At 61.2% G+C, this 24,757-nt stretch carries 26 protein-coding genes; 14 read left to right on the forward strand and 12 right to left on the reverse strand.

Translation table 11 applies throughout. The annotated features are described in order from the left end of the window. Positions 1–23 precede the first annotated feature (23 nt). From KJA79_RS13955 to KJA79_RS13985, 7 genes are all read left to right on the forward strand, one after another. Positions 24–188 carry an FmdB family zinc ribbon protein gene (locus KJA79_RS13955; protein ID WP_213042660.1) on the forward strand — a complete coding sequence of 55 codons (165 nt, stop codon included), beginning with the start codon at positions 24–26 and terminating at the stop codon, positions 186–188. A gap of 15 nt (positions 189–203) precedes the next feature. Further along, a complete protein-coding gene (locus KJA79_RS13960; RefSeq protein WP_213042661.1) occupies positions 204–587 on the forward strand; it encodes a c-type cytochrome in 384 nt (127 codons plus the stop codon). 32 nt (positions 588–619) lie between these two features. Continuing rightward, complete coding sequence (locus tag KJA79_RS13965; RefSeq protein ID WP_213042662.1) at positions 620–1,201, forward strand: isochorismatase family protein; 582 nt, start codon at positions 620–622, stop codon at positions 1,199–1,201. Further along, positions 1,198–2,532: a nicotinate phosphoribosyltransferase gene (locus tag KJA79_RS13970; protein ID WP_213042663.1), complete on the forward strand. Its 1,335-nt coding sequence runs from the start codon at positions 1,198–1,200 to the stop codon at positions 2,530–2,532. Before KJA79_RS13965 ends, KJA79_RS13970 begins: the two co-directional genes overlap by 4 nt. Positions 2,533–2,598: 66 nt before the next feature. Then, complete coding sequence (locus KJA79_RS13975; protein ID WP_213042664.1) at positions 2,599–4,041, forward strand: pentapeptide repeat-containing protein; 1,443 nt, start codon at positions 2,599–2,601, stop codon at positions 4,039–4,041. A 520-nt stretch (positions 4,042–4,561) separates the two neighbouring features. Next, positions 4,562–4,984, forward strand: a complete 423-nt coding sequence (locus tag KJA79_RS13980; protein WP_213042665.1) for a hypothetical protein — start codon at positions 4,562–4,564, stop codon at positions 4,982–4,984. 117 nt (positions 4,985–5,101) lie between these two features. After that, a complete protein-coding gene (locus tag KJA79_RS13985; protein WP_246507655.1) occupies positions 5,102–6,271 on the forward strand; it encodes an MFS transporter in 1,170 nt (389 codons plus the stop codon). Here the strand turns inward: KJA79_RS13985 and KJA79_RS13990 are convergent. Genes KJA79_RS13990 through KJA79_RS14005 form a run of 4 tightly spaced genes read right to left on the reverse strand, consistent with a single transcriptional unit; the run spans position 6,268 to position 8,646 of the window. Next, the gene (locus KJA79_RS13990; protein WP_213042667.1) at positions 6,268–7,125 is read right to left on the reverse strand and encodes a L,D-transpeptidase; all 858 of its coding nucleotides are present in this window, start codon (positions 7,123–7,125) and stop codon (positions 6,268–6,270) included. The genes KJA79_RS13985 and KJA79_RS13990 overlap by 4 nt on opposite strands. 4 nt (positions 7,126–7,129) lie before the next feature. Continuing rightward, on the reverse strand, positions 7,130–7,564 hold the full coding sequence (locus KJA79_RS13995) for a CBS domain-containing protein (RefSeq protein ID WP_213042668.1): 435 nt from the start codon (positions 7,562–7,564) through the stop codon (positions 7,130–7,132). Positions 7,565–7,607: 43 nt separating this feature from the next. After that, positions 7,608–8,072, reverse strand: a complete 465-nt coding sequence (locus KJA79_RS14000; RefSeq protein WP_213042669.1) for a CBS domain-containing protein — start codon at positions 8,070–8,072, stop codon at positions 7,608–7,610. Positions 8,073–8,103: 31 nt separating this feature from the next. After that, complete coding sequence (locus tag KJA79_RS14005) at positions 8,104–8,646, reverse strand: hypothetical protein (RefSeq protein WP_213042670.1); 543 nt, start codon at positions 8,644–8,646, stop codon at positions 8,104–8,106. A gap of 320 nt (positions 8,647–8,966) precedes the next feature. On the opposite strand from KJA79_RS14005, the gene KJA79_RS14010 reads away from it, so the two are divergent. From KJA79_RS14010 to KJA79_RS14030, 5 genes are all read left to right on the forward strand, one after another. Continuing rightward, entirely contained in the window at positions 8,967–9,872 is a 906-nt protein-coding gene (locus tag KJA79_RS14010; protein WP_213042671.1) for a universal stress protein, read from the forward strand. Continuing rightward, positions 9,865–12,654, forward strand: a complete 2,790-nt coding sequence (locus KJA79_RS14015; RefSeq protein WP_213042672.1) for a cation-translocating P-type ATPase — start codon at positions 9,865–9,867, stop codon at positions 12,652–12,654. The genes KJA79_RS14010 and KJA79_RS14015 overlap by 8 nt, the downstream gene beginning before the upstream one ends. 104 nt (positions 12,655–12,758) lie before the next feature. After that, positions 12,759–13,610 (forward strand): CBS domain-containing protein, encoded by an 852-nt coding sequence (locus KJA79_RS14020; RefSeq protein ID WP_213042673.1) that lies wholly within the window; start codon positions 12,759–12,761, stop codon positions 13,608–13,610. 128 nt (positions 13,611–13,738) lie between these two features. Beyond that, positions 13,739–14,770 carry a hypothetical protein gene (locus tag KJA79_RS14025; protein ID WP_213042674.1) on the forward strand — a complete coding sequence of 344 codons (1,032 nt, stop codon included), beginning with the start codon at positions 13,739–13,741 and terminating at the stop codon, positions 14,768–14,770. A 137-nt stretch (positions 14,771–14,907) separates the two neighbouring features. Next, positions 14,908–15,663 carry a TerC family protein gene (locus KJA79_RS14030; RefSeq protein WP_213042675.1) on the forward strand — a complete coding sequence of 252 codons (756 nt, stop codon included), beginning with the start codon at positions 14,908–14,910 and terminating at the stop codon, positions 15,661–15,663. Between the two features lie 15 nt (positions 15,664–15,678). Here KJA79_RS14030 and KJA79_RS14035 read toward each other — a convergent pair whose 3' ends face one another. The 5 genes from KJA79_RS14035 to KJA79_RS14055 form a co-directional block, all read right to left on the reverse strand. Beyond that, positions 15,679–16,473 (reverse strand): SAM-dependent methyltransferase, encoded by a 795-nt coding sequence (locus tag KJA79_RS14035; RefSeq protein ID WP_213042676.1) that lies wholly within the window; start codon positions 16,471–16,473, stop codon positions 15,679–15,681. Between the two features lie 91 nt (positions 16,474–16,564). Continuing rightward, positions 16,565–17,377: an SHOCT domain-containing protein gene (locus KJA79_RS14040; RefSeq protein ID WP_213042677.1), complete on the reverse strand. Its 813-nt coding sequence runs from the start codon at positions 17,375–17,377 to the stop codon at positions 16,565–16,567. Positions 17,378–17,415: 38 nt separating this feature from the next. Next, positions 17,416–18,882 (reverse strand): hypothetical protein, encoded by a 1,467-nt coding sequence (locus tag KJA79_RS14045; protein WP_213042678.1) that lies wholly within the window; start codon positions 18,880–18,882, stop codon positions 17,416–17,418. A 72-nt stretch (positions 18,883–18,954) separates the two neighbouring features. Further along, positions 18,955–19,818, reverse strand: a complete 864-nt coding sequence (locus tag KJA79_RS14050) for a carboxypeptidase-like regulatory domain-containing protein (protein WP_213042679.1) — start codon at positions 19,816–19,818, stop codon at positions 18,955–18,957. Between the two features lie 219 nt (positions 19,819–20,037). Then, positions 20,038–21,051 (reverse strand): methyltransferase, encoded by a 1,014-nt coding sequence (locus KJA79_RS14055; protein WP_213042680.1) that lies wholly within the window; start codon positions 21,049–21,051, stop codon positions 20,038–20,040. A 276-nt stretch (positions 21,052–21,327) separates the two neighbouring features. Between KJA79_RS14055 and KJA79_RS14060 the strand changes: the two genes are divergently transcribed. Together KJA79_RS14060 and KJA79_RS14065 are read left to right on the forward strand one after the other, a co-directional pair. Beyond that, entirely contained in the window at positions 21,328–22,071 is a 744-nt protein-coding gene (locus KJA79_RS14060) for a hypothetical protein (RefSeq protein ID WP_213042681.1), read from the forward strand. Positions 22,072–22,109: 38 nt separating this feature from the next. Beyond that, positions 22,110–23,024 (forward strand): hypothetical protein, encoded by a 915-nt coding sequence (locus tag KJA79_RS14065; RefSeq protein WP_213042682.1) that lies wholly within the window; start codon positions 22,110–22,112, stop codon positions 23,022–23,024. A 91-nt stretch (positions 23,025–23,115) separates the two neighbouring features. On the opposite strand, the gene KJA79_RS14070 is transcribed toward KJA79_RS14065, so the two are convergent. The 3 genes from KJA79_RS14070 to KJA79_RS14080 form a co-directional block, all read right to left on the reverse strand. Beyond that, positions 23,116–23,751: a hypothetical protein gene (locus tag KJA79_RS14070; RefSeq protein ID WP_213042683.1), complete on the reverse strand. Its 636-nt coding sequence runs from the start codon at positions 23,749–23,751 to the stop codon at positions 23,116–23,118. A gap of 73 nt (positions 23,752–23,824) precedes the next feature. After that, positions 23,825–24,412, reverse strand: a complete 588-nt coding sequence (locus KJA79_RS14075; RefSeq protein WP_213042684.1) for an NAD(P)H-dependent oxidoreductase — start codon at positions 24,410–24,412, stop codon at positions 23,825–23,827. Positions 24,413–24,441: 29 nt separating this feature from the next. Beyond that, entirely contained in the window at positions 24,442–24,606 is a 165-nt protein-coding gene (locus KJA79_RS14080; protein WP_213042685.1) for a hypothetical protein, read from the reverse strand. Positions 24,607–24,757 lie beyond the last annotated feature (151 nt).

Genomic DNA, 24,757 nt, shown 5'->3' on the forward strand with positions numbered 1-24,757 from the left:
AGCACGTATCACACGAGGTGCCCATGCCCATGTATGACTATACCTGTCTGGAGTGCGGGAAAGAGTCGCTCATCGTGGTGACGTTGAAGCAACACGAGAAAGGCGAGGTGCAATGTCCGGCCTGCGGCAGCACCAAGTTACAGCAGCATTTCTCGTCCTTCATCGCCCACACGACGAAAAAAAGCTGAGGATCGGAGAGTCCTATGCCTCGCTTCACGACCAGTCACATTCGCGCGCTCCTTCTTGCCGTCGCCCTCGTTGCGGCCCTCGCAGCGCTCCCCTCCCCCACGCCCGCGCAAGACTTTCCTCCGGACGTCGTCAGAGGGAAAGCTGTCTATCAGCGTCACTGCCTCAGCTGTCATGGCGCTGGCGGATGGGGTGACGGCCCCGATGCCGCCGCCTTGAGGGTCCCGCCGGCCAACTTCCACCGATTCAAATCCTTCCTCAAATCGGACGAGGAGCTGCTCCGAACTATCGAGCACGGCATTGTGTTCAGCCCGATGCATTCGTGGCAGGGACAATTGAGCGAGACCGAGAGGCAGGACGCACTCGCCTATATCCGGCTGCTGGTGCAGCAAGGACGATAAGCGTCAGGAGAACCAGCTCCGCCAGGAGTTCCATGAATTACCTTCGACCAGGCGATGCGTTGCTTGTGGTGGACGTGCAGAACGATTTTTTGCCCGGCGGAACACTCGCGGTGCCGGAGGGCCAGGAGATCATTCCGGCGCTGCAACGGTACCTCGACGTCTTTGTGGAGGCGAGCGCACCCGTGTTCGCCACACGCGACTGGCATCCGCCCAACCACTGTTCCTTCCATGCGCAAGGCGGCCCCTGGCCGGCCCATTGCGTTGCACAGACCCACGGAGCCGAATTTCCGCCATCGCTCCACCTGCCGCCCTCGTCGATCGTCATCTCAAAAGGCACCGAGCCAAGCCAGGAAGCCTATTCCGGGTTCCAGGGCACATCGCTGCATGATCATCTCCAGGCCGCCGGCATCACCCGACTCTTCGTCGGAGGCCTGGCGACGGACTATTGCATCCTCCACACCGTGCACGATGCCCGCCGACTCCACTATATGGTCTATCTGCTCGTCGACGCCGTGCGGGCCGTGAATGTCCTTCCGGAAGACGGGGCACGCGCCGAAACATCGATGGTAGCAGCCGGAGCGATCCCGCTCCGTTGGGAGCAACTCGTCGCATGAACACCGCATCCGAAACATTGCTCACCGACCTGTACGAACTCACGATGGCCCAGGCGTACCTCGCCCAGGAGATGACAGGCATCGCCGTCTTCGAATTTTTTGTTCGCAAGCTGCCGTCTCGCCGGAATTTCTTCATGGCGGCAGGGTTGGAGCAGGTGCTCACCTATCTGGAAACATTTCATTTCGCCGAGCGCGATCTCGACTGGCTCGCGCAGACGGGAAATTTCACGCCATCGACACTCGCCGCCCTCCGCGCCATGCGCTTCACCGGCGATGTCCACGCCATGCCGGAAGGCACGGTGTTTTTCCCGCACGAGCCGATCCTCCGCATTACCGCGCCGCTCCCCCAGGCGCAGCTCGTCGAAACCAGGGTGATGAATCTCCTGAATTTCCAAACCATGGTCGCCTCCAAAGCCTGCCGCTCCGTGATGGTGGCCGAGGGGAGACCGCTGATCGATTTCGGCCTGCGCCGCTCCCATGGAGCAGAAGCCGGTCTGTTGGCCGCCCGCGCCAGTTACCTGGCCGGATTCGCCGGCACATCCAACGTCCTGGCCGGAGCACGGTTCGGCATGCCGACCTACGGCACGATGGCGCATGCCTTTGTGCAGGCCCATCACGACGAAGCGGAGGCGTTCCTCCACATTGCCCAGGCACAACCGCGCAATGTCGTCCTCCTGATCGACACCTACGATACGGAAGCCGCGGCAGAAAAGGTGGTCGCGCTGGCCACGTCCCTGAAGAATCAGGGCATCTCGATCCACGGCGTGCGTCTCGACAGCGGCGATTTAGCCGACCATGCGCAGAAGGTCCGGCTGATTCTCGACCGCGGAGGTCTCACGGATACCAAGATCCTGGCCAGCGGAAATCTCGACGAGGAGCGGGTGGAGGCATTGCTGAAGAGCGGGGCACCGATCGACCGGTTCGCAGTCGGCACGGCCATGACCACCTCCGCCGATGCGCCCTATCTGGACTGTGCCTACAAACTCCAGGAATATGCCGGGAGACCCTGCCGCAAGCGCTCGGAAGGCAAAGCGACCTGGCCGGGCAGAAAGCAGGTCTATCGCCGGCTGGGACGAGACGGACGACTGGATGGAGACCTCATCACCATCGAAGGCGAGACCCGACCAGGGCTGCCTCTCCTGCACCCAGTCATGCAGAATGGACGCCGACTGGCTCCGAGCCCTTCAATTGAGAAGATTCGCGATCATGCACGATTGGCTTTGGCGGAACTTCCGGATACTCTACGCCGATTGGACCAGGCTGCGCCCTACGACGTCCGGATTGCCGAGGCGCTGGAACAATTGGCGCAACAGGTCGACCGACACACATGACCCCAGGCGAACAGCCCTGCCGCTCCATCCAGGAACGGCACCGATGCTTGTGAAGGAGGCTCCTTGATGAATCAGCATCCCCTATTTCTCACGCACGCCCTCACCCTCGTCGCGAGTGGACTGCTCGCCTCCCTGCTTTCTATCCCGGATGAGGCGGACGCCGCGGCGAAGTCCGCGCGGAAACCTGCGCAGGCTCCTGCTTGTGAAAGCCCCTTCACACACCAGCGCCCGGCCGCCAAGCAATTGGACAAGGTCCTGCAGTCGCATGCGCGCTGGCTTGAAGACCGTGACTCCGCCGACGCCAGCCGCGCCAACCTCTGCCGCACAGACTTGCACCAACTTCGATTGGTGGGAGCGAATCTCGAACGCATCAACCTGGAAGGAGCGAATCTCAAAGGCGCGAATCTACGGACCGCCAGTCTGGTGCAAGCCCACCTGAAGGGTGCCGACCTGTCCCAGGCGATGCTGGACGATGCCAACCTGGAGGGGGCGGACCTGCGCAAAGGATTGCTGGTCAAGGCCCATCTGAACCGTGTGGCCGCCGATGAAGCGGCGTTCTACGGCGCGAATCTCCAGGGAGCACTGCTCAAGGAAGCGCTCTTGGAACGCGCTCACTTTGAAGACGCGGATTTGCAGCTGGCGGATCTGAGCGGCGCCACGTTACTGGACGGGTATTTTTATGGAGCGAATCTGTCGAAGGCCAACTTGACCGACGCCGACATGGCCGGCACGGATCTGCGACGCACCAATCTCCGGCAGGCCAACGCGCGCCGCGCCAATCTGCAGGGGGCGCTACTGGACAGCGCCGTCTTTGATGGCGCCTCGCTGGTGGAAGCCGACCTCGACAGCGCCTATCTTGACGATGCATCGCTGGTCAAGGTGGATCTTCACGAGGCGAGCCTCCGCGGCGCCGATTTCCGTTATGCCCGGCTCGACGGCGCCAACCTGCAGCGGACAAATCTCGAAAATGCCAACTTCGAAGGAGCTCGCCTCCTCAATGCCCGGCTCGACTCCGCCTTACTGACCATGACCGTCCTGTATAAGGCCAACCTGAACTCCGCCAACCTCCACGGGGCACGGCTTCACCATGCTGTCCTGATTGATGCCCGTCTGACGCGCGCCGATCTCCGGAAAGCAGACCTGACGGAAATCTATGCCCCGAAAGCCCATCTGCAACAAGCCCGGCTCAGCGAAGCGAACCTGGAACTGGCGAACCTCGTCGCCGCTGACTTGAGCCAGGCCGATCTCAGTCACGCCGTCGTGGTGCAGGCCAACCTGCAGGAAGCCAATCTCCGCAACGCCAACTTGAGTGCTGCCGACCTGACAGGAGCGCAACTCAACAACGCCGACCTGCAACAGACGAACTTGCGCGGGGCCAACCTCAGTGGCGCACTAGGCCTGGTGCAGGCGCAGCTGGACCAGGCCTGCCTGGACGAGGCAACCCGAATTCCTGCCGACCTGCAACGGCCACAGGCCTGCCAGATCCAACGCCAGCGGCGAAAATCGTAACGAGAAGGCCTTCCTTTCGCGATCATGTGGCTGGGCCTGCGCGTGCCTGACACAAGCGCAGAGGCCCAGCCCCCTGTCCTCGGTTGCCCCTGCGTCCCGCTACGGTCCCTGTGACGCTCACTGTTCCACATCCCCTGATTGTGCGACGGCCCCCTTCCGCGTACCTCGACCAGTGCATGTCCTTGCCGTTCAGCTGACGTCTCGTTGCACATCACCCGTTCTCCTCTTAGCCCGTATTATTCATGACGGTTCGTCGCGACATCGCAGAGTCATGTTGCGAGACCGGCGCGCGGAGCCGGGAGGATCCGACGCGTACTCGTGCAGTACGTTGAGGATCCGAGGGGCGAGCCCGCCGGCCGAAGGCCCGTCGCAGCCATGAATCGGTGATTGCAGCAGAAACGTCATGAATAATGCGGGTTAGGGTTACGAACCTTCTGAACTAGGTACATCTCCAGGGTCTTGAGAAGAGGGAAGGAGCGCAAAGATGGGACAGGCACACCCATAGACACGAAGGGAGGACATGATGAGCAGGACATGGACAGGTTGTCTGTCGGCCTTGCTGGCCATTTGCCTGGTCTGGCCGACCGCCTCTCACGCGGAGGCTCCACTCCCCAGTGAACCGGGGGATGATTTGCTGATCAACCAAACCTACGACGCTGTCGTTGGGTTGCTGTTTCGCGACTATTCGCTACAAGGGAACGGCCACGTGGACTATCGCACGGCTCGGCACATTCTCAGCATCTCCTACGACGATCCAACCTCGGAAGAACCGGATGTGGCCGAGTTTCCGTTGTTCTACTGGTACGACGCCGACCAGAATGGACAGTGGGCGATGTGGGTCGACCGCGAAGAGACAGGACGGCAGATCGACGCTGTTCGTTACGACTGGAAACAGGGAGAGGATCTGCTCACGCTCTACCAGAATCTGAGGAATCCCTCATGACAGCCCTACATTGCATTCCCTATAATCCCCTCCGGGGCAACGGAAGCGAACCGGTCCGACCATCGCATCGATTCCTCGATTCCTATGCACATGCGTCCCGCCCATTCACTTCGCCGAATGCCCTCCGCCATCTGGATCTTGGGCTTCGTCAGCCTTCTGATGGACGTCTCCTCGGAGATGATTCACAGCCTGCTGCCGCTGTTCATGGTCACGACGCTCGGCACGGGGACGATTGCGGTGGGAATCGTGGAAGGGTTGGCCGAATCGCTGGCCCTTATAGTCAAAATCTTTTCGGGCACGTTGAGCGACTATCTCGGCAAACGCAAGGGGCTGGCCCTCGGCGGGTATGCCATCGGAGCGCTCACCAAACCGCTTTTCGCCTGGGCACCGGACATCGGCACGCTCCTGACCGCTCGTTTGCTAGATCGACTAGGAAAAGGCATACGCGGTGCGCCGCGCGATGCACTGGTGGCGGACATCGCCCCGCCGCAGCTTCGAGGAGCGGCATTCGGCCTCCGGCAATCTCTCGACACGGTCGGTGCTTTTCTGGGTCCCTTGCTCGCCACGGGACTCATGCTGCTGTGGGCCGACAATTTTCGCGCAGTCTTCTGGGTAGCCGTCATACCAGGCCTGATGGCGGTCGCACTGCTGTTTTTCGGCATACGAGAGCCATCCTCGTCACCATCATCCCGACGAGCCAATCCCATCAATCGTGAAAATTTGTCTCGCCTCAGTCCGGCCTTCTGGTGGGTGGTGGGAATCGGCTCCGTCTTTACCCTGGCGCGCTTTAGTGAAGCGTTTCTGGTATTGCGCGCTCAACAGGGCGGCATTCCCCTCGCCCTGATTCCCCTGGTGATGGTGGCCATGAACGTTGTCTACAGTGCCTCCGCTTACCCGTTCGGCAAACTCTCAGACCGGGTGGGCCATGGACCGTTGCTCGTATACGGCCTCGCGGTGCTGCTCGGCGCCGACCTCGTGCTGGCCGCCGGCGATCACTGGAGCGTAGTCCTGGGCGGCGTGGCGCTGTGGGGGATTCACATGGGGATGACGCAAGGTCTACTCGCCACCATGGTGGCAGACAGGGCACCATCGGATCTGCGCGGAACCGCGTACGGCTGTTTCAACCTGGCTTGCGGACTGGCCATGCTAACGGCCAGCACACTGGCGGGATACCTCTGGGACCGTCTTGGTGCGGCGTTTACGTTTTATGCAGGCGCCTGCTTCTGCCTGCTCGCCATCGTCGGCACCCTGTGTGCTCCGACGTTGCCGGATCGACGGCTGCGCTAAGGAATGGATCGACTCCCTTGTCCGCCATCCGAAAGACTGCCGAGAATGACGACGCGCGGGCCCTCCAAGATGGGAAGGAGCGTTCCTGAGTCTGTTCGATCTCCGATCACCCAATCATACAAACGCTTGGCATCGTCCAATACCGGATCGGCCGGCTCTCCGTAATACCGGCGCTGCATCCGCTCATCGGCCAACCCGATGCACCCGTGAGAGGCCGGATATCCAGGCAAATCGCGACCGTGAATCCAATAACTCACGCCCTGCGCGTTCACGTAGAACTGTAATGCATACTGCATGGGGTACGGTATGTTCGTCGCCTCGATGGCATAGAGGCAGGATCGATGAGTACGGTGAGCTGCGGTAATCCGGTAGTCTCCGACAGGAGTTTCATTGTCCGGCTCTCCCGACGCGATCGGCAAGGAGAATCGCAACGTGCCCCGTTCGTAGGCACCCAGGAACTGCTCACGGAGATCGACGACGATGAGCTGCGGCTCTTGCTCTCCGACAGGATAGCGGGGCGGCATGGGGGTGAACTCTGCCACGTCCTCGATCCGGGTCGGAATTTTGATCTCCCTCCCCGGCTGCGCATGCCGACGATCGATCCGGTTGAATCGCGCCACGTCGATCCACCGCCGACCGAATAACCTCTCGAGCGTCTCTCCCCGCTGAAGCCGTCGGCATTGCCAGGCAATACGCTCATCGCTCGGGTGATGGACGGCACAGGGAGAACGGGCTTCGATGACCCGCCTTGGCACAAGCTCTTCCCCCCGCAAGATGCCGGACGCGAACAGGATGAGGATGAGCACGACCCACTGCACTAAACGCGCGTAACAGGTCCCAGTATGTCCAGACATACAACTACGACCAGTATTCCGAAGCCTTCATGTACCCGTGCAAGAGGTCCCGTCTTGCCACCAGACCGACGAGTTTCTTCTCCCGCACCACCGGCAGGCGGGTCACATACCGATCCTGAAACAGGTTGGCGACCTCGTCGAGCAGCATCTCCTCCCGCGCCGTGAGCGGTGCCGTCGTCATGATTTCCGACGCGAACACCTTGCGCAAATCCCGCCCGTCGATCATAGCTTGCAGCAGATCGTACTCGGTCACGAGCCCGAGGAGCGTGCCGTCGTCGCCGACCACAGGCAATCCGCCGAAATTCTGTTTGGTCATGAGGCGGCCGATGGTCAGCGCATCGGTTCTCGGTGTGCAGGTAAACACCGCATCCTGCATCAGTTGCCCCACCGTCAGCGTTTTTGGGTCACAGGCCTGAGTCAACAAATCTATTCGGCGCATACATCATCCCCTCTCGCATCGGGCAGCCGTTCAAACAGCGGGCTTAGCGACGCCGCTTCACGGCAGAACGGAGTGCTACCCGCAGCACATCGCGACGCGTGACGACGCCCAGGAATCGGTTCGCCTCATTCACCACCGGAGCTGAGAGCAGGTCACTCTCCGTCAGCACATGCACGAGCGTCGGCAGCGTGGTCTCCGGCCTCACCGAATAGGGGTTGGCGCTCATCAGCTCATCCGCCTGCTGCGCCTTCCACGCGCGACCTGCATCGAGGGCAGACAACAGATCATGCTCGCTGACGATCCCGACGAGTCTCCTGGCCTTATCCACCACCGGAACCGCGCAGCCCTCCTTCACCAGCAACGCCGCCACCTTGTCGCCCTTCATCTCGACTCGCGCGGGCTTCGCGCGCGTATTCACGATGTCCTTCACCGTCATCTGCTCAAACCCTGTGCCGGGGCCCCTCTGGCCAGTCGCTCGTTTCGCCGGAACCTTCCCTGTCCTCGCCATGCATCCTCCTCGGCCGTCTTCTTCGTTCCTACTACGACTCCGGTCCTACGTCAGCAGGCAGCGGGGGACTGCGATCCTCCGCCCAACGCACATGCTGCGTGGTGATATGCCCGTGCCGGACCTTCACGTTCTTCACGGTTTGCGTCACGCCTCCGAGCGTCGCCGCCACCTCATACACTCCGTCAGGCAGGTCAATGAACAACCAGGGTCCCGTGATCTGCTCCCGGGGAATGGTCAACAGCGCCGCACCCTTGGCATGACGCAGGGTCACTCCTACACCGGTCACGAAGGGTTTCCCTCCCGCGGTGAAGACCAACTTCAACCCGAACGGCGGATAGGCGGCCGCGCGCTCAACCTGGCCGATGCCGGCGCTGAAGTAGCGAATCTTTCCGCTCTGAAACAGTGGAATGATCTCCTTTTGCGATCCGGTATCGGCGGAAAACTCCAGCTCGATCCCATCTCCAGTCGGCAGCACCCGTGCCACCACCGTCTCTGCATCGGCACTCGACCCGAATAGTGACAAGACCACCCCGAGGATCCCGCCCATCAACACGACGCGATCACGTCCTCTCATGTGAACACCCTCCTGCCGTCCCTCCACGCAATGGTGATGCCTAAGTACCGCCGGATGCCGCCGCTCACGGTGGCGCGGAATCCGCCTTCCCTACCTCTCACTCTCGCGGCCGATCAGAGGCCACTGAGGCCAATTACCCCAACAAGACACCCAAGACTGCTGCAAAACGCCGCAATGCCGTGGCCCCGCACCCTGGCCGCCGGCGCGAAGGGTTCGGCACTACCTGAAAATAGGAGGCCGGAACCCACGCCGCTCCAGGCACATCCGATGCAGACCCTATTCCAGGATAGACCAAGACCGATCGCAGGGGAGAACGACACATGAAGATGCTGATTGCCGTGGACGGGTCAGAATTCGCCGAATGGAGCGTACAGATGTTGGAGGCCATCGCCGGCCGACCACCAGACAGCGTCACGCTGCTGCACGTGGTGGACAGTGCTTCGCTCAAATCCTCCGCCCGCAAACATGCGACCTTGTCCAAGCAGGCCATCGCCGCCATGACGAAGGCGGGCGATCTGATTCTGCGGCGCTTCGAAGGGTTGGCAAAGCTCGCGCTGAAGCAGGCAACGACCAAGCCCCGCACCAACATCGAGACGGTCCTCGCGCACGGCCGCGTGGCGGACACCATTACGAAGGTGGCCAAACAGAAGAAAGCCGACTTGCTCGTCGTTGGCTCTCGCGGCCTCAGTGATGCGGAACACTATCTGCTCGGCAGTGTGTCACGCAAAGTCAGCGCGTTGGCTCCCTGCCCGGTACTCGTCGTCAAGCGTCCGCTGACGGCCCTTGCCCACGTCCTGTTCGCGGCCGATACGTCCAAACATTCCCAAGGGGCCTGCAGTTTTCTGTGCAAACGGTTCCTCCCGGACTCGGCTCATGTCACGGTGCTCTCCGTCGTCGAGCCCGCCGTCACGGAACTCGCGACCAAGTACCTCTCACGAGAGCAGGTCGAACAGATTTCCGCGCCGAAACGTCTGGCGGCAGAGCAGATGGTGGAGAAGCTCCGGGCCCGTTTCCTTGCCGACAACTATGCGGTGACCACCAAGGTGCAGCTCGACCATGTGACCGACGCGCTCCTCCGGCAGGCCGCCCCACGCGACATCGATCTCCTGGTGGCCGGCTCGCGCGGCCTGACCGGGTCCGAGCGGCTGCAGTTGGGAAGTGTCTCGGAGACCTTGCTGAAGTACGCGTCCTGCTCGGTGCTCATTGTGCGAGGATGGCGTGCCTGAACTGTCTGCCCTCGAGATCTGCCGCCTGGCGCCCAGCCAAGTGTATCGCGCCCTCACCACAAGCCCTCAGGGGCTGTCGGCGGACGACGTGCGACGCCGGACCATCCGGGACGGCCCGAACAGCCTGCAGGCCCTGCGCCGCACCCCGCTGATCAGCCGGTTTGCACGTCAATTCACACACTTTCTGGCGCTCCTCCTCTGGGTGGCGGCAGGCTTGGCCTTTCTCGCCGACGCGCTGCATGAAGGCCAAGGCATGGCCACGCTCGGCTGGGCGATTCTCGGGGTTATTCTCATCAATGCGGTGTTTGCCTTTCTCCAGGAGTACAAGGCCGAACGCGCCGTTCAAGCCTTGCGCAACCTGTTGCCGGCCAAAGCCTGGGTGATGCGCGACGGCCAGCAACAACAGATCGCCCGGAGCGAACTCGTGCCGGGGGATGTGCTCATCCTGGAAGAAGGCGAGCAGGTGCCTGCCGATGCCAGACTGACAGAGGCCGTGGGCATGCGCGTCGATAATTCCTCGCTCACGGGCGAATCGAAACCCCAACGGCGGATCGCCGAGCCCATCACCGACGGCCATCCGCTCGACATCCCCAATCTGGTCTTCGCCGGCACCACGGTCTTATCCGGACATGGTCAGGGGGTGGTGTTCGCCACCGGACTTAAGACCGAATTCGGAAAAATTGCGCGCCTGACCACTACCGTCCAGACGGGCTTGAGTCCGCTGCAGCAGGAAATCGTGAAAGTGACCCACGTGGTCGCCGGACTCTCCCTGGTCATGGGGTTGATCTTTTTTACCATCGGCGTCGGAATGGGATTGGGCTTCTGGACGAGTGCGATTTTCGGCATCGGCATCATCGTGGCCAACGTACCCGAGGGCTTGCTCCCGACGGTCACCCTCGCCCTCGCCATGGGCAGCCAGCGCATGGCGGCGCGCAAAGCACTCATCAAACACCTCGCCTCCGTCGAAACCCTGGGCTGCACCACCGTCATCTGCACCGACAAGACGGGCACGCTGACGGAAAACCGTATGCGGGTGGACAAACTCTACGTCGACGACCTGGTTGTGGAATCCCGGGAAAGCTGCTTGTTTACCAGGAACCGGCTTATCAGTGCCGCCGAGGCCGAACGCTGGCGGCCGCTCTTCGATGCCATGGTGCACTGCAACAACGCGAAGCGCACACGCCGACCGGACGGCCGCAGCCAGGCCACCGGTGATCCCACCGAAACCGCACTACTGGAGTTTGCCGCCGACCATGGACTCCTCCACCGTCCGCCATTGCGGCGTATGGGCGAACTGCCCTTCGATGCGGATCGCAAACGCATGACCACCCTCCACTGGGGCGAGGGGCGCCTCCTCGCCTTCACGAAAGGGGCGCCGGAATCGGTGCTCCCCCTGTGCACCAGGCAACAGAGCTCATCGGCGGTTACGGAACTCACCTTGGACGAACGGAAGAAGGTCCTGGCCCAGGGACAAGTCTTCGCGCAACAGGCCTATCGAGTGCTGGCCCTGGCCATGCGTGAGGTGGAACGGGGCGTAGAGGAGCTGGACGCCGACACTGTCGAACATGGGCTGACCTTTCTCGGACTGGTGGCCATGATGGACCCTCCACACCGCGAGGTGCCTGACGCCATCACCACATGCCGGCGGGCCGGGATTCGGGTCATCATGATTACGGGCGACCACCCCCTGACGGCCCTGGCGATCGCACGAAAGATCGGTCTGGCGCAGGAATCGGTCGTGACGGCGCCGGGCCGTTTCGTGCCGGTCATCGAAGGCTCGCAGATCGACACCTTCAGCGACGACCAACTCCGCCGCCTGCTCACCCCGACGTCACCGGGAGAACCTGATCCCATCTTCGCCCGCATGGCGCCCCGACACAAAATGCGCATCGTGTCGGTGCTCAAAGGGATGCGCGAAGTCGTGGCCGTCACCGGCGATGGCGTGAACGATGCCCCGGCGCTGAAGACGGCGGACATCGGGATCGCCATGGGCGTGGCCGGGACGGATGTGGCCAAGGAAACGGCGTCGATGATCCTGCTGGACGACAATTTCGCCACGATCGTCAGTGCGATCGAGGAAGGGCGCGCCGTCTTCACGAACATCCGTAAATTCATCACCTACGTGCTCGCGAGCAACGTGCCGGAAGTCATGCCCTACCTGGCATTCGGCCTCTCGTCGGCGCCGTTGGCACTGACCGTGCCGCAAATTCTCGCCGTGGATCTGGGTACCGACATGGTTCCGGCATTAGCCCTTGCAGCGGAGCCTCCGCACGGCAACATCATGGATGAGCCTCCCCGACCACGAACAGAGCGGCTGCTCAACCGTGAGGTGCTGGTGAGGGCCTATGGCTTCCTCGGATTGATCGAAACGGCCATTGCCATGGGAGGATTTTTTCTGTATCTGCATAGCCAGGGTTGGACGTGGGGGACCCCACTCGACTGGAACGCGCCGCTATATAAGGAGGCCACGACCGTGACCTTTGCCGGAATTGTCGCCGCACAAGCGGCCAACGTGTTTGCCTGCCGATCCGACCGGACTTCCGCGTTCCGCCTCGGCTGGTTCAGCAATCCGTTGATCGTGGTCGGCATCGTCGTGGAGAGCACCCTCCTGTTGATCTTGACGTACAGCCCGGTGGGGCACTGGGTCCTGGGCACCGCGTCCCTCCCGGCCTGGATCTTCATCCCTCTGATTGTGGGCGCCATCGGACTGCTGCTCGCCGACGAACTCCACAAGCTCGTCGGCGGACGGCTGAAAGCCAGACAGCCGGTGCCGGCGAAGTGAGGGCGAACAGGGGCATTCGAGGTGATCGTACCTATGCCTGAAAGACCACCGGTATCAGACAAACCATGCCTCAGCGAAACGTGTGCTGAAGAAAAGGAGCGCGTATGACGACCGCATCGGGCCAGCATGTCAGCGACTATATGCACCGCCAATTGGAAGTGGTCCCACAAGACACCTCCGTCGTGACCGTCGCCGCCAGAATGAAAACCCGCAGTATCGGGTCGGTCCTAGTGGAATCCTTCGACCGCCCGCATAACGATTGCCGCATCGCGGGCATTGTCACCGAGACCGACCTGGTTTCGAAGGTCCTGGCGCAGGGCAAGGTTCCCTCCAGAACCAGCATGGCGGACATTATGAGCAGCCCGCTCATTACCATCGCACCGGATCGTCCGATGGTCGATGCCAGCCATCTGATGCAAACCAAGAACGTGCGCCACCTGGTGGTGACCGAGGGAACGGACGTCCTCGGCGTGATCTCGGTCCGCGACCTCGTGCGGCACTTCGTCGATGCCGACGGCGGGCCGGTGCAAGCGCTGTCGAATGTGTACCGTCCGTTGAGCGTCCTCATGAAAACCGCCATTGAAACCATCGGCAGCGAGGAAACCGCGCTGGCCGCAGCCCAACGCATGAGCGAGAAACACATCGGTGCGCTCTTTGTGATCGAGGCCGATGAACTGGTGGGGATCATCACCGAAGGCGATCTGGTGCGAAAGCTCCTCGCCTATCAACTCGATCCGGAGGCGATGCGGGTGGGCGCCCTCATGAACTCGCCGTTGCTCGACATCGACATCAACCGCACAATCCGAGACGCCAGCGAGCGGATGGCGGCGAAGCGAATCCGGCATCTGGCCGTCACGGAGCATGAGAAAGTCGTCGGCGTTCTCTCAATCCGGGATCTGGTCAAGATGGTCGCCATTCGGGACCGCCCGGATTTTCTAAAACGCGGTTCGGCCTGAGCGGAGCCGCGTCGGCCGCCGGCATTCATCAACCATTCATCTGCGCTTCATAGGATCTTCATGTTGCGATCCTATTCTGACCGGATCGTGTGCCCTGTCGGGACACCCCTGCGTCTGTCGTCATACACATGGCCGCTGAACTCTCACGCCGCATTCTCACCCTGTGTCTCTCGATCGCCCTCCTGCAGGGCTGCGCCGGAGGGCTCCATGTCCGGGCGGCGGACGACGACGAGGACGAGATTACCGAGAGTCACTGCGTCCCCACGACGAGTCCACCCACACAAGTCGTCGGCCTTCCGCCCATCGGTACCACTTACCGAATCGACAACCCCTCGCCGACCGCCTCTCCCACCCCGATCGAGTCTCTGCGGTTCTCGCCGCGAGCCAGGGAAATTGCCGCAATCATCGGCGTGCACCATCTCTTGGCTGAATTTCAGTTGCTCGAAGGAGATCTGGCGCGCGGGTGGGACGGCGCCTCATTGCGCTCCCTGGCCATCCGTCAGGAATTGTCCGACCGTCTGCTCCTGGCCCTCGTCGAGGCCAACAGTATTGCCGCCGAGCTGGAGTGCGAGAAGGCGCGGGCAGAGGACCTGGCCTCTCAGCTGGAGGAGATCCGCAACGATGTCCAACAGGGGCGCACGGTCATGGCGATTCTGGCCGACTCCATTTCGGGCGTCTTCGCCGGCACCTTTTTGCTCCTGGGATCGGAGATTCTGTCCGGCTTGATTGATCTCTCGGGCAGCGTGGCGGCGTTGGGATTCGGGGTGGCCGCATTAGGCGGAGACCAAGCTTATGAGTTCAAGCATGGGCGCAACCTCATGGCCGATGTGTGGCACAACGATCAGTCTCGCCGGCAATTTCCTCAGCCAGTCTGGCGCTATCTGAACAGTCCCATCCGCCCCAACGGCAAACGGAGCCGCCGAGACCACATCATCGGCAACTGGCGGCCCCGCCTCGGGAAGCCAGGGTCAAAGGGAGAGCAGCGGTTGGTGGAGCTCTATTTCGGCAGGGGCGGCATCTACCGCATCAACGAACTCCGGCATCGCAGCGAGATGCTGGGCCTGCTCAAGACGCAGGTCAATCTGATGACCCAGGACCTGACTCTGCTCTTCCTCGAAACCCTGCATCATCTGCCGTCCCATCCCGAAGATCCCGTCTGACCGCACCACGCCAGTCTCGACGTTTTGATTGCGCCCACCCGCCACGAACGGTAGACTCGCTCCATACGTGATGTTCCCACGCCTGCGCGCATGACGGATCGAGTCACTCGCCCCCTCTTAGACGAATGGAGCCGCTGATGTTGGACTGGCTTGCCAATCCTGAAGTATGGATCGCCCTGGGAACCCTTACCGCATTGGAAATCGTGCTGGGCATCGACAATATCATCTTCCTGTCCGTCCTGGTCGGCCGCCTGCCGGAGTCGCAACGCGCCGTCGCGCGCCGGGTGGGCCTGGGTCTCGCCATGATGGCCAGGCTCGGGCTGCTGTTTTCGATTTCCTGGGTCATGGGCTTGACCAAACCCTGGTTCACGGTGTTCGGTCACGGAGTCTCGGGCCGTGATGTGATTTTGATCGGGGGCGGGCTGTTCCTCATGGCCAAGGCCACGCACGAAATTCACAACAGCCTGGAGGGTGTCGAGGAGGGCCACAAGCCCGCCGCCGCCGCGGGCCTCGGGATGGTGCTGCTCCAGATCGCGCTCCTGGACATCGTCTTTTCGTTGGACTCCGTGATCACAGCCGTCGGCCTCGTCGAGCATGTATCGATCATGGCGGTGGCCATCATCCTGGCCGTGGTGGTGATGCTGATGGCCGCGAAGGCGATCGGCGATTTCGTGGAAGCGCATCCGACGATCAAGATTCTGGCCCTGTCGTTCTTGATCCTGGTCGGCGTGACCTTGATGGTCGAGGGATTCGACGTGCACGTCCCGAAGGGCTACATTTATTTCTCCATGGCTTTTTCGGTCACGGTGGAGATGCTGAATATTCGCATGCGCAAGAAGCGGGCTGCGCCGGTCAAACTGCATAGCCGGTATGCGGAGGAGCCGCGGCCCTAACCCCACGGCACAGTCTTACGCGTGGGGCTTCCAACCACTCAGTGCGCAACGCCGGGCCGTCAACGGGATCATACTCTCAAGATCCGCTGCTACGCTGCTCATGACCGTATCGGCCAGCCCGGCGTCTTCGAAACATTCGTAGGCATCGTCGAGAAATCCACCACGTAACAGCGGATGCTGGAGAAACCGTTGCCCGGACCCACTGGCCACCTCAAGCGGCCGCTCGATCACGTCGATCCGCTCCATAGCGAGCTGTTCCAGCCAACCACGCGCCTCCGCCGCCGAGGGCCGCTCCGCCACATGCGCGGCCAGCCGTTCACGCTCGATGGTCAATCCATGTCGGCTCATTTCCTGGTCGATTCGCTTCCAGATGGAATCGAACGTGCCGAGCGAGGGAAAGGTCAACACCAACTGACCGCCGGGTTCCAGATGTTCGATGAGTCCCTTCATCGCCTCAAACCGATTCGGTCGGAGGAACATCACGGAGAGATTGCCGGTGATACGTTGGAATGTGGGAAGGGATGCGGGAAGGGCGCGCATGTCGACACAGTCGAATCGCAACCAGGGAAGCTCGGCCCGCTGAATGGCGCGCGCGCTCGCGACCTGGCTCCGGCTGGCATCGATGCCGATCACGGAGCCTGTCGGACCGACGCGCTCCGCCAGGTAAAACGCTGGAATGCCATGACCGGAGGCAATGTCGAGGATGCGCAGCCCCGTACGGAGATCGAGTTGTTCCAGCAGGAGCTCGGCAAATGGCGTCGACCAGTCATCCTGCGCAGGGAGGGGCCATGTCCTCGTCTGAACCTTCATGCCCCGGCATCTTACTCGAAGAGGCAGGGGCAAGCCAGAATTCTCTCCAGCCGGACCCAATCGCGGACCCCGAAGGGCGTGCACATCGCTGTTACAACCGCTCCAACAGTTGCTGTTTCTTTAGGCGATACTCCTCTTCCGTGATCAATTCCTGGTCGCGAAGACGCTTGAGCACCGCAAGCCGTTCTTCCAACGAAGACACCGCGGGAAGACTGGGCGGTCCCTCGGGAGCAGCCGGCGCTACCTCTTCACGCCGACCGGAACGGTCGATCACCAGCTCCACCGGATCGAGGCGAAACACCCCCCCGCCGCCGGACGGCTGGTTCACCAAGGTCTGGTGGTTCCCCGGCACCAGTTCATAAAACGTTCCAGCCTGTGCAAAGAGGGGGTCGATCCAAATTTGTCGCTGGATCGACGGCATCGTGACCGCCACCCGGCAATTGGCCAGTCGGAGGTGCATTCGACCCGCCTCAACGAACCAGGCACCGGAGGTCACCTGGGTCACTCCCGTCTCCGATGGGCGGGCCAGCGCGAAGACAACCTGTTCCTGCTCGGTTGCCTGTCGAAACGCCTGCCGGAGTGAGGCTCCGAAGGCATGCACCTCTTCATCGAGAAACAGCGATTCCGTGGCCCCCTGGTACGACGGCCCGAGCAAAGGGCTGTGCGTGCTGCGCACCATCACACCACGCAGGACTGTCTCCCACTCTGCCTGCGACAGATTTACCGGATGCTGAAATCGACTTCCCTGATCGTTCGACCGAAGCTTCGTCAGCGGCACAATTCGCACCAGCCGTTGATCGCCGCAGGAGAAGCAGGGGGGCTCGGCTTGAGGTGCCGCACTCGCGCAACCGACCAATACCAGGCACAGCCAAAGCCATAACGCCCTATCCCATCGCATGGACATCGCTCCCCTCCCTGACCACTGTGTCCCTGCCGGATCGTTCAGTACGCAAAATCGAACCCGACCAACATCGTCTGGCCGAGGAGATCACCGCCGTTCGTTCCCACGCCGGTCGTGCGGTAACTGTTGTACTCCGCATGGAGAGCCAAGTCGGTCCTGGTCGAGTGATGAATGAAGTATCGGACCAACACCGTATGTGAATCGACGTTATTATAATTCTTGGCAAACGTCGGGTCGCCTTGGCGATTGTTCCGAATGAGATCATAGCGGTACGCAAAAAACCAATCCGGCATCTCCAACAACGGCAACAGCGCCGGCGCATAATCGAGTTCGACAAAGGCCCCGTTCCATGAGGCGTTTTGCGCGTCGGCAATGCCCTGCGATACGAACATGTTCTTGCTGTCGTTCCCCCACATCCAGGCCCCGAACAAATTCCATTCCCCATTCAACGTCAGACTCACATCCACCCCCAGACGAGTGAACGGTTGCCCGCTCCCGGCCACGGCCTGGCAGGTCGGGCAGGTCGGGTTCACCAACGTCGGTGCGGTGCCGTAGGCGCCGAAGAGGCCGACCCGCTGTCCCGTGACGATGCCGTACCCACCGAACGATTGCGTGACATGGCCGTAGAAGTTGACGTTCCTCCCACCCGTTCCGCAGGTGGTGCCCGACGCGCAGCCGCTCAAGGGGCCGGAAAAACTATTTGTCGCCAGGGCAGAGAGGGAATATCGAAAGTACCCGTCGGTGCCTGCCGTCTTTTTGATGCCCGATAACTCCGCGCCGGGTTGATTTTCACCGATGGCAAACGTATTCGGATTGAGATAGGAACTGGTGGACGTGCCGCCGATCGTCGCCGTGTAGGGCGTCCCCGGCATGTAATGGTACATCGCAAACGTCGTGTTCAAGGTCGGGCTGCGCTTTTCACTGAACGGAAGGTCGAGCTCGAATTTGCCGACCTTGAGGTTGAGCAAGTAGTCGCCGCTCACGCTCTTCACCCCGAAAAATCGTTCGAGCCGCATGAGACGGACGAACGCCGCTTCCAAGTCGCCATCCGACCCGCCAGTCCCGAAGCCTGCGCTGCCGAGCCCTGGCGTGAAGACGACGCCGAAGGCCAGGTTGCGATCGAGCGTCCCGAAACTCAGCAGATCCAGGCCGGTGAAACCAAAACCGCCCGTCGTCACACCGCGTCCATCCGTCCGCACATTCGCCGCCTGATACCCAACGGTGGTCCGCAGCGACACCGGCCAATAACCCATCCCGATGCCTTCATACACCGGCGAATCCGCATCGGACCCGAGTTGGTAGCCGCGATCCCGGAACAGATTGCCGAAATCGTTCAACTTCGGAAATCCCGGTACGTGGCAGACGTTACACTTAAAATCATATTTGCGGGCAAATGCCGGAATCGCCTCGGCCTTCTGGACGAGTCCGCTCAATTCGTAGCTGACCAGCGCGAACAAGACGAGCAGCGCCGCGATCCCAGCCCTGACATGACTGATCGAGTACTTCATCGCTCCCTCCCACGACTCACTGTGTCGTCGAACATTCCATCGGCCCCGGCATCGACCTGGCCCGACGGGTGATTATTCAGGCGGCAGTTCCAACCCACCGGCGATGGTCCAATCGACGTCGACTGGACGGACAGGAAACTCAAACTGGGATTCGACCAAGGCCTGCGGTGCGATCGTCACCGTCTTCCGAATGACATGAGGTTCGTCGTAGACCGGACGAGAGGCGTTGAACTTGAGGATGTTATAGCCGGAATGCCAGGCTACCACGGTGTAGGATCCCGGCGGGATGCCGCTGATTTCAAAGCGCCCCTGTGAATCGGTCACGGCGAAATAGGGGTGATCGAACGCCGCCGCCCAGGCATTCATGTGCACATGCACATCACATTGCAGCCGCAACCCGACCCCGCGGGCTCTGGGCAGCGCGGTCGTGATTTCGCGATCGGGAGTCGGCAGGGCGAGGTTAAACAGGCTGGCCTGTTTCTCGCTGAAGAAATGGGGATTGTGCAGCACCGACTCGAAATTGATCAGTCCGACCTGTGACGTACGCACAAATGGAAAGACCGGATGCTGGAACTGACAGGTCTGCGCTGCGGACGACGCCGCACCCTTCCCCATGGGAAGGCGATAGACGGCCTCCGCCGCTTTCCCACGGTCCACTCGCTCAAGGTACACCAGCACATCCTGAACACCGTTCGTGGCCTGGTCGACGCGCAGGACAGGCGAGGACACCTGCATCCCGCAGGCATCAAGATCAGCGAACACCCTGAGCGGCGGCACCTTGGGAATCGCCCCCTTCCAGACGGCCTGGCCCTTGATCGTTCCTCCGTCGGGCACCTCGATGACGTTGTAGTCCGCCCATGCGGGGGCGCCCCCTCCCAGACAGCACAGACCCAGCACAAACAGAAGGCGGTAGATGCGTGAACGATGTCCGAACATAAGACACCTCTTACCTAGGCCGAGGTGCGGAATACCCCGGCCGCAGACAATAAAAAAGCCCGAACCACCCAGTTACGGGTCGTTCGGGCTCGGAGCGGTACGCTCTTTGGCCTCGTAGTATGTCGAAACGCAAAAAATTTACGCTGCTTGGTGCGACCTGTCAAGGCGCCGGAATGCAAAACTTCACGGGAGCCCGATGGCCGGGATAGAACCCGATCCTCATTTGATGGCGATCACCATGGAATCCGGCCCGGCCAGCGATTCGACCTTCGTGCGTGTGAAGCCGGCCTTCTTCATCCAACTCCGGCAGTCCGCACCGGTGAAGTCGAACCCGCCGTGCGTCTCGATCAGCATATTCAAACTCATCAGCAAGCCGAATGCGTTCTGCTTCCGCGCATCATCGATCAGCGCCTCATGCACGATCAACGCGCCCCCGGTCGGCAAGGCGGCATAGGCCTTACGCAACAGCATCATTTTTTCTTTGAGATCCCAGTCGTGCAGGATGTGGCCCATGATGAGCACATCAGCCTTCGGCAAGGGTTCCTTGAAGAAGTCTCCGGGGTGAAACGTGACCCGCTTCTGCAGCCGTTGACTCTTTGTGTAGGCCTCGAATACCGGCCGCACGACGGGGAGATCCATACCCTGCCCGGTGAGATGCTTGTGCGCCAGCGCGATCTCCACCGCCACACCGCCTTGCGCGCATCCGATGTCGACGAAGGAATGATATCGCTTCCAGGGAAACTGTGCCGCAATCGCGCGCGCCGTGCCGCGACTGAGGCCGGTCATCGCCTTGAGGAATCCTTCCAGCCGTTGGGGATCGGCGTAGAGCGTGCCGAAAAAATCTTCGCCCGTTTTGACCTCGTTTTGTGGTTTGCCGGTCTGAAGCGCCTCCGTCAACGATCCCCAAAACCGGTAGAGCCTGGCATTGGCCATTTCAAGGATGCCGCCGACATAGGTCGGCTTGGCGCGATCCAGGAACAATGCGGTTTCAGCCGTGTTCGCATACCGTGCCCCGATCCGTTTCAGCAGGCCAAGCGCCACCAGCGCATCGAAGAAGTCCCGCGCGCTTCGTGGATGCAGCTTCAGCCGCTTCGCGAGCGACTTGGCATCGCGCGATCCGTTGGCGAGTTCCGTGAACAGCCCAAGTTCCACCGCGCTGAGCAGGGTCTTCGAACCCCAAAACCCGAACCCGAGTTGCATGATCCGATCGGGGAGCAATTGCCGAGTGGCCATGATGCCATCCTTTCCATGAAAAAAAGTAATGAGAGGCTACGCGGGTGACCGGGCGCTGTCAATTTCGATGACCGATCCGCGGACCGGCATCGTATCTCTTTTTCCTACATCGTATCGAGAGAGATACAACTCTGCACCGGCAGAGTGATCGGGGCCCTCACGAAATACAGATAGGGAGCTCGTGCCATGTGCTCAACAGCAAGGCAGGCTCCTTGCTATGCACAGCGGCCGGAGCACCTGCACACCATTCGACCATGACGCACGGAGGACATTGACATGGCTACGTACATCCACGTGAAGGCCGCCCTGACCACACTCTTCCTACTCGGCACGATGGCCGCAACCGTCCACGCAGAACAATGGAACGGATCGCAAACTCCGACCGGAGCCATTTGGCGACCGGGAACCGTGGCCTTAGGATTTGAACCAGCGGCAGGCGGAGGCAAGAAGCCGCTTCTCGAGATCCAGCGTCCCCTCTCCGGTGATGAAGAAATTTTGCTCAGCCTCCGTTCGACGTTCAGAGACGCGACAGCCACGGTCCTCCAAGCCGATACCAAGCGAGTGTATCTGGGCGGCGCCGCCGGCAGAACCGATTTGGTGCCGGACGGGGTCTTCGACCTCGCTGTAGGACGCGGAATCGCCGTCGGAGTCAACAATCTTACCGAACGGCTTCCCACGGATTACAAACTCGTGGTCGGCGGGAAGATCCTGGCTGAAGAGGTGCGCATCAAGCTCATCAAAGACTGGGCGGATTTTGTGTTTCAGCCCGACTATCAACTCAAGTCCCTGCCGGAAGTCGAAGGCTTCATTCAGAGCCATCACCATTTGCCGGACATGCCCAGCGCCGTGGAAGCGGAGCAGCAGGGCATCGGCCTGGGAGACATGCAAGCCAGACTCTTGCGGAAGATCGAGGAACTGACCCTGCATGCGATCGAACAGCACCAGAACATCGCGGCCCTACAAGCGAGACTCCAACAGTTGGAGCAGGACCGATCATCCCTCCACGTACAAGACAGGTAAGCACAATCGGCGAGCGACGATTCAGAGAGGACTGACCTATGAAGCAACTCACGTCACTCATGAGCGTGATGCTCATGGCGGCAGTGGCCATGCCGGCCGCCGCCGCTGCCGAAGTCACGCTGAACCAGATCATCAAGGACGGCACCGTTCGCTACTACGACGATCCCCAGGAACTGACGCTCGCGGCAGGATTCTGGGCCCAGGCTGGATCCGATGTGACGGCCGCCATCCATCACCAGCAGGGCTACTATCTGGATAAGAGCCCTTTGGACACGAAGGACAAGCAATATACTTCCACCCCCGGACGAACCTTCATCGTCGCCGGCTGTGTGCCCAAGAATTTACCCATCAAGGGCCCGGTTGGATCGGTATGGGTGGCCTGCAACGACCTCGATTACCTCAAGGACAAGGTCATCGAGAGCCGTTTCATCTCCTGCCTCGATCTCTTCCCCAACGGCGTGGTCTCAGGCTTTTCCATCAGGGAGGTCAACAATCGCACATGGGAATCGTTCCGATTCTCCTGCCGCGATATAGCGCCGGACGGCGGCATGGTTGGAGCTGCTCAGAAATCTGATTTTCTGTTTAACTTCGAACGGGAAGGCAAACTGTATGAAGCGACTGCGGCCAGCCAGCACCTCACGTTTGGAATCTTCGAAGTTGCCAACGCCTTGACCAGTTCAAAAAGCCTGTTACAAATCGCCCTAGAACACACAGGCGCCGCGGCAATTCAGGCTGCCGGAACAAACGGCCGGCCCGTCGACGACTTTACGCTCAGCGATAAAATACCGGATGCCTTCGGATTGGGCGGGATGCTGAGGGTCGATCATTGGACCTGTCCCCCGGGCATGGTGATCACCGGTATGGCCATCGGGCACAACCCTGACAAAAAGGGGAACGACACGCGGCCGGTCTATATTCTGGCCGAGTGCCGGAAGTTGCTGTACACCCAGTGACGGCATGCCCTCACCACATCGAGTAGGCACCGATCCTGACCTCACGTCAGGCCCGGTGCCACCACGCCCACATCACCGCTGCTTCACCGGATTACTCGAACAGCCTCCGAAACGCCGTTTTTATCTGCGTTAATCCCTCTCGCAGGTCGATCTCAAACGTATCGGCCCGCGCCCGTACCATTTGGCGTTTTACTCTGAGACCATCCCGATAGGCGCGCAACCGCCCGAGCAACTCTTGTTGGGTGGCCTCAACCATGTGACGCTGTGCCCCGCGTTCATCCAGCCATCCGTGCCTCACGGCCTCGAACTCCGCTTCAAGCCTGCTTGCCCGCTCAACCAAGTCCTCCCACAACCTCCCTGACCGGAATGCCGCACCCGTCAATGTTCGATCCGCCGAAGACTCGAAGTGGCGCAGCGCCTGCAGAATTTTTTCACGCTGCTCTTCTAAGACGTCACGCGCCTCGGCCTTCCCCAATGCCAGTTGTACCTGCAGATGGTCCAGCGCGGTCTGCAGCTCAGCCTTGACCTGATCGACGACACCCGGTGAAGCCGACAGTTCATTCCGCACCGACGTCACCAGGTCGTGCAACTGCCGCTTTCCCTCCTCCACCCGTTCCAATACCTGTTCCCTGGTCTGCGTGAGTTGCGCCTCCAGGGCCTCCGCTTGATGCTCCAACGCCTCAAGTTTCTTCTCGACCGACGCACGAACTGTCTCGATTCCGGACATGATGTGCCCTCCTCACCATTCTGGACAAAGGGGGCTCTCTCCGTGGTCCTCCCTGACGACGGAGCGTCGCCCTTCATCGTCCCGCATCTCCTAAGGCACGGAGCCGATCCAGCCAGGTGGCGCGTTGCCGCTCATTCAGCCCCTCTATCCCGCCGACCAGGGTCGTCCGCGTGGGCCCGATACCGCAGAAGCCAAGTATGTTGCGCTGAACACTCTTGAGACTGTGGGCGAAGAAGAACCACCGGTACACCAACGCCGGCATACCCATCGTCACCACGATACGCGCCGACTTTCCCGTGAAGAGCTTCCTGGCCATCTGCCCGCGTGCTTGATATTCGAAGGCGACACCAGGGCGAAACACCTGTTCAAAAAACGCTTTTAAGAGGGCCGGCATCGATCCCAGCCAGAGTGGGTAGACAATGACCAGATGGTCCGCCCATCGAATGGCATCCTGCGCCTGCTTGATCGAATCGGACGGGACGCCATGCTCAAACTCCTCTTTCGTCCGCAACAGAGGAAACTCCAGCCGGGCGACCTCGATCCGCCTCACCTCATGCCCGCCATCCTCACAGCCCTTGGCATACTCATCCGCCAGAGCATGGCAAAAATGGCGAGTCTGCCCATCAGGATGCCCCTGAATCATCGCAATGCGCTTCCCCATAAGCCCTCGTGGCTCCGCAAGGTGTTGCCCTAACGCCCGAGCGATCCTGCCGAATCGGACAGGGGGCGCGATTCCGGCTCACTAGCCGGCGAGGGACCGGCCCGCTCGACTTTGGGAGTCGGCGGGGCGCACGCAGTGAACGATAGAGTCACGAGCAAGACCCAGGCGATCCCCAAGCTCCATACGGTTGTCATGCGTACCTCCGCGGGATGAGTCGACACAGAGATTCCACGATGAAGAGCGCAACAGACATGCCAGGACTCGCACCTCGCACAGAAGTGGCTCTGCAGGCTGAGGACATCCGCCAGGAACGCCTCATCCGGTAGGATGGCTGCGGAGAATGTC

The sequence above is a fragment of the Nitrospira defluvii genome (assembly GCF_905220995.1).
Taxonomy (GTDB): Bacteria; Nitrospirota; Nitrospiria; order Nitrospirales; family Nitrospiraceae; genus Nitrospira_A; species Nitrospira_A defluvii_C.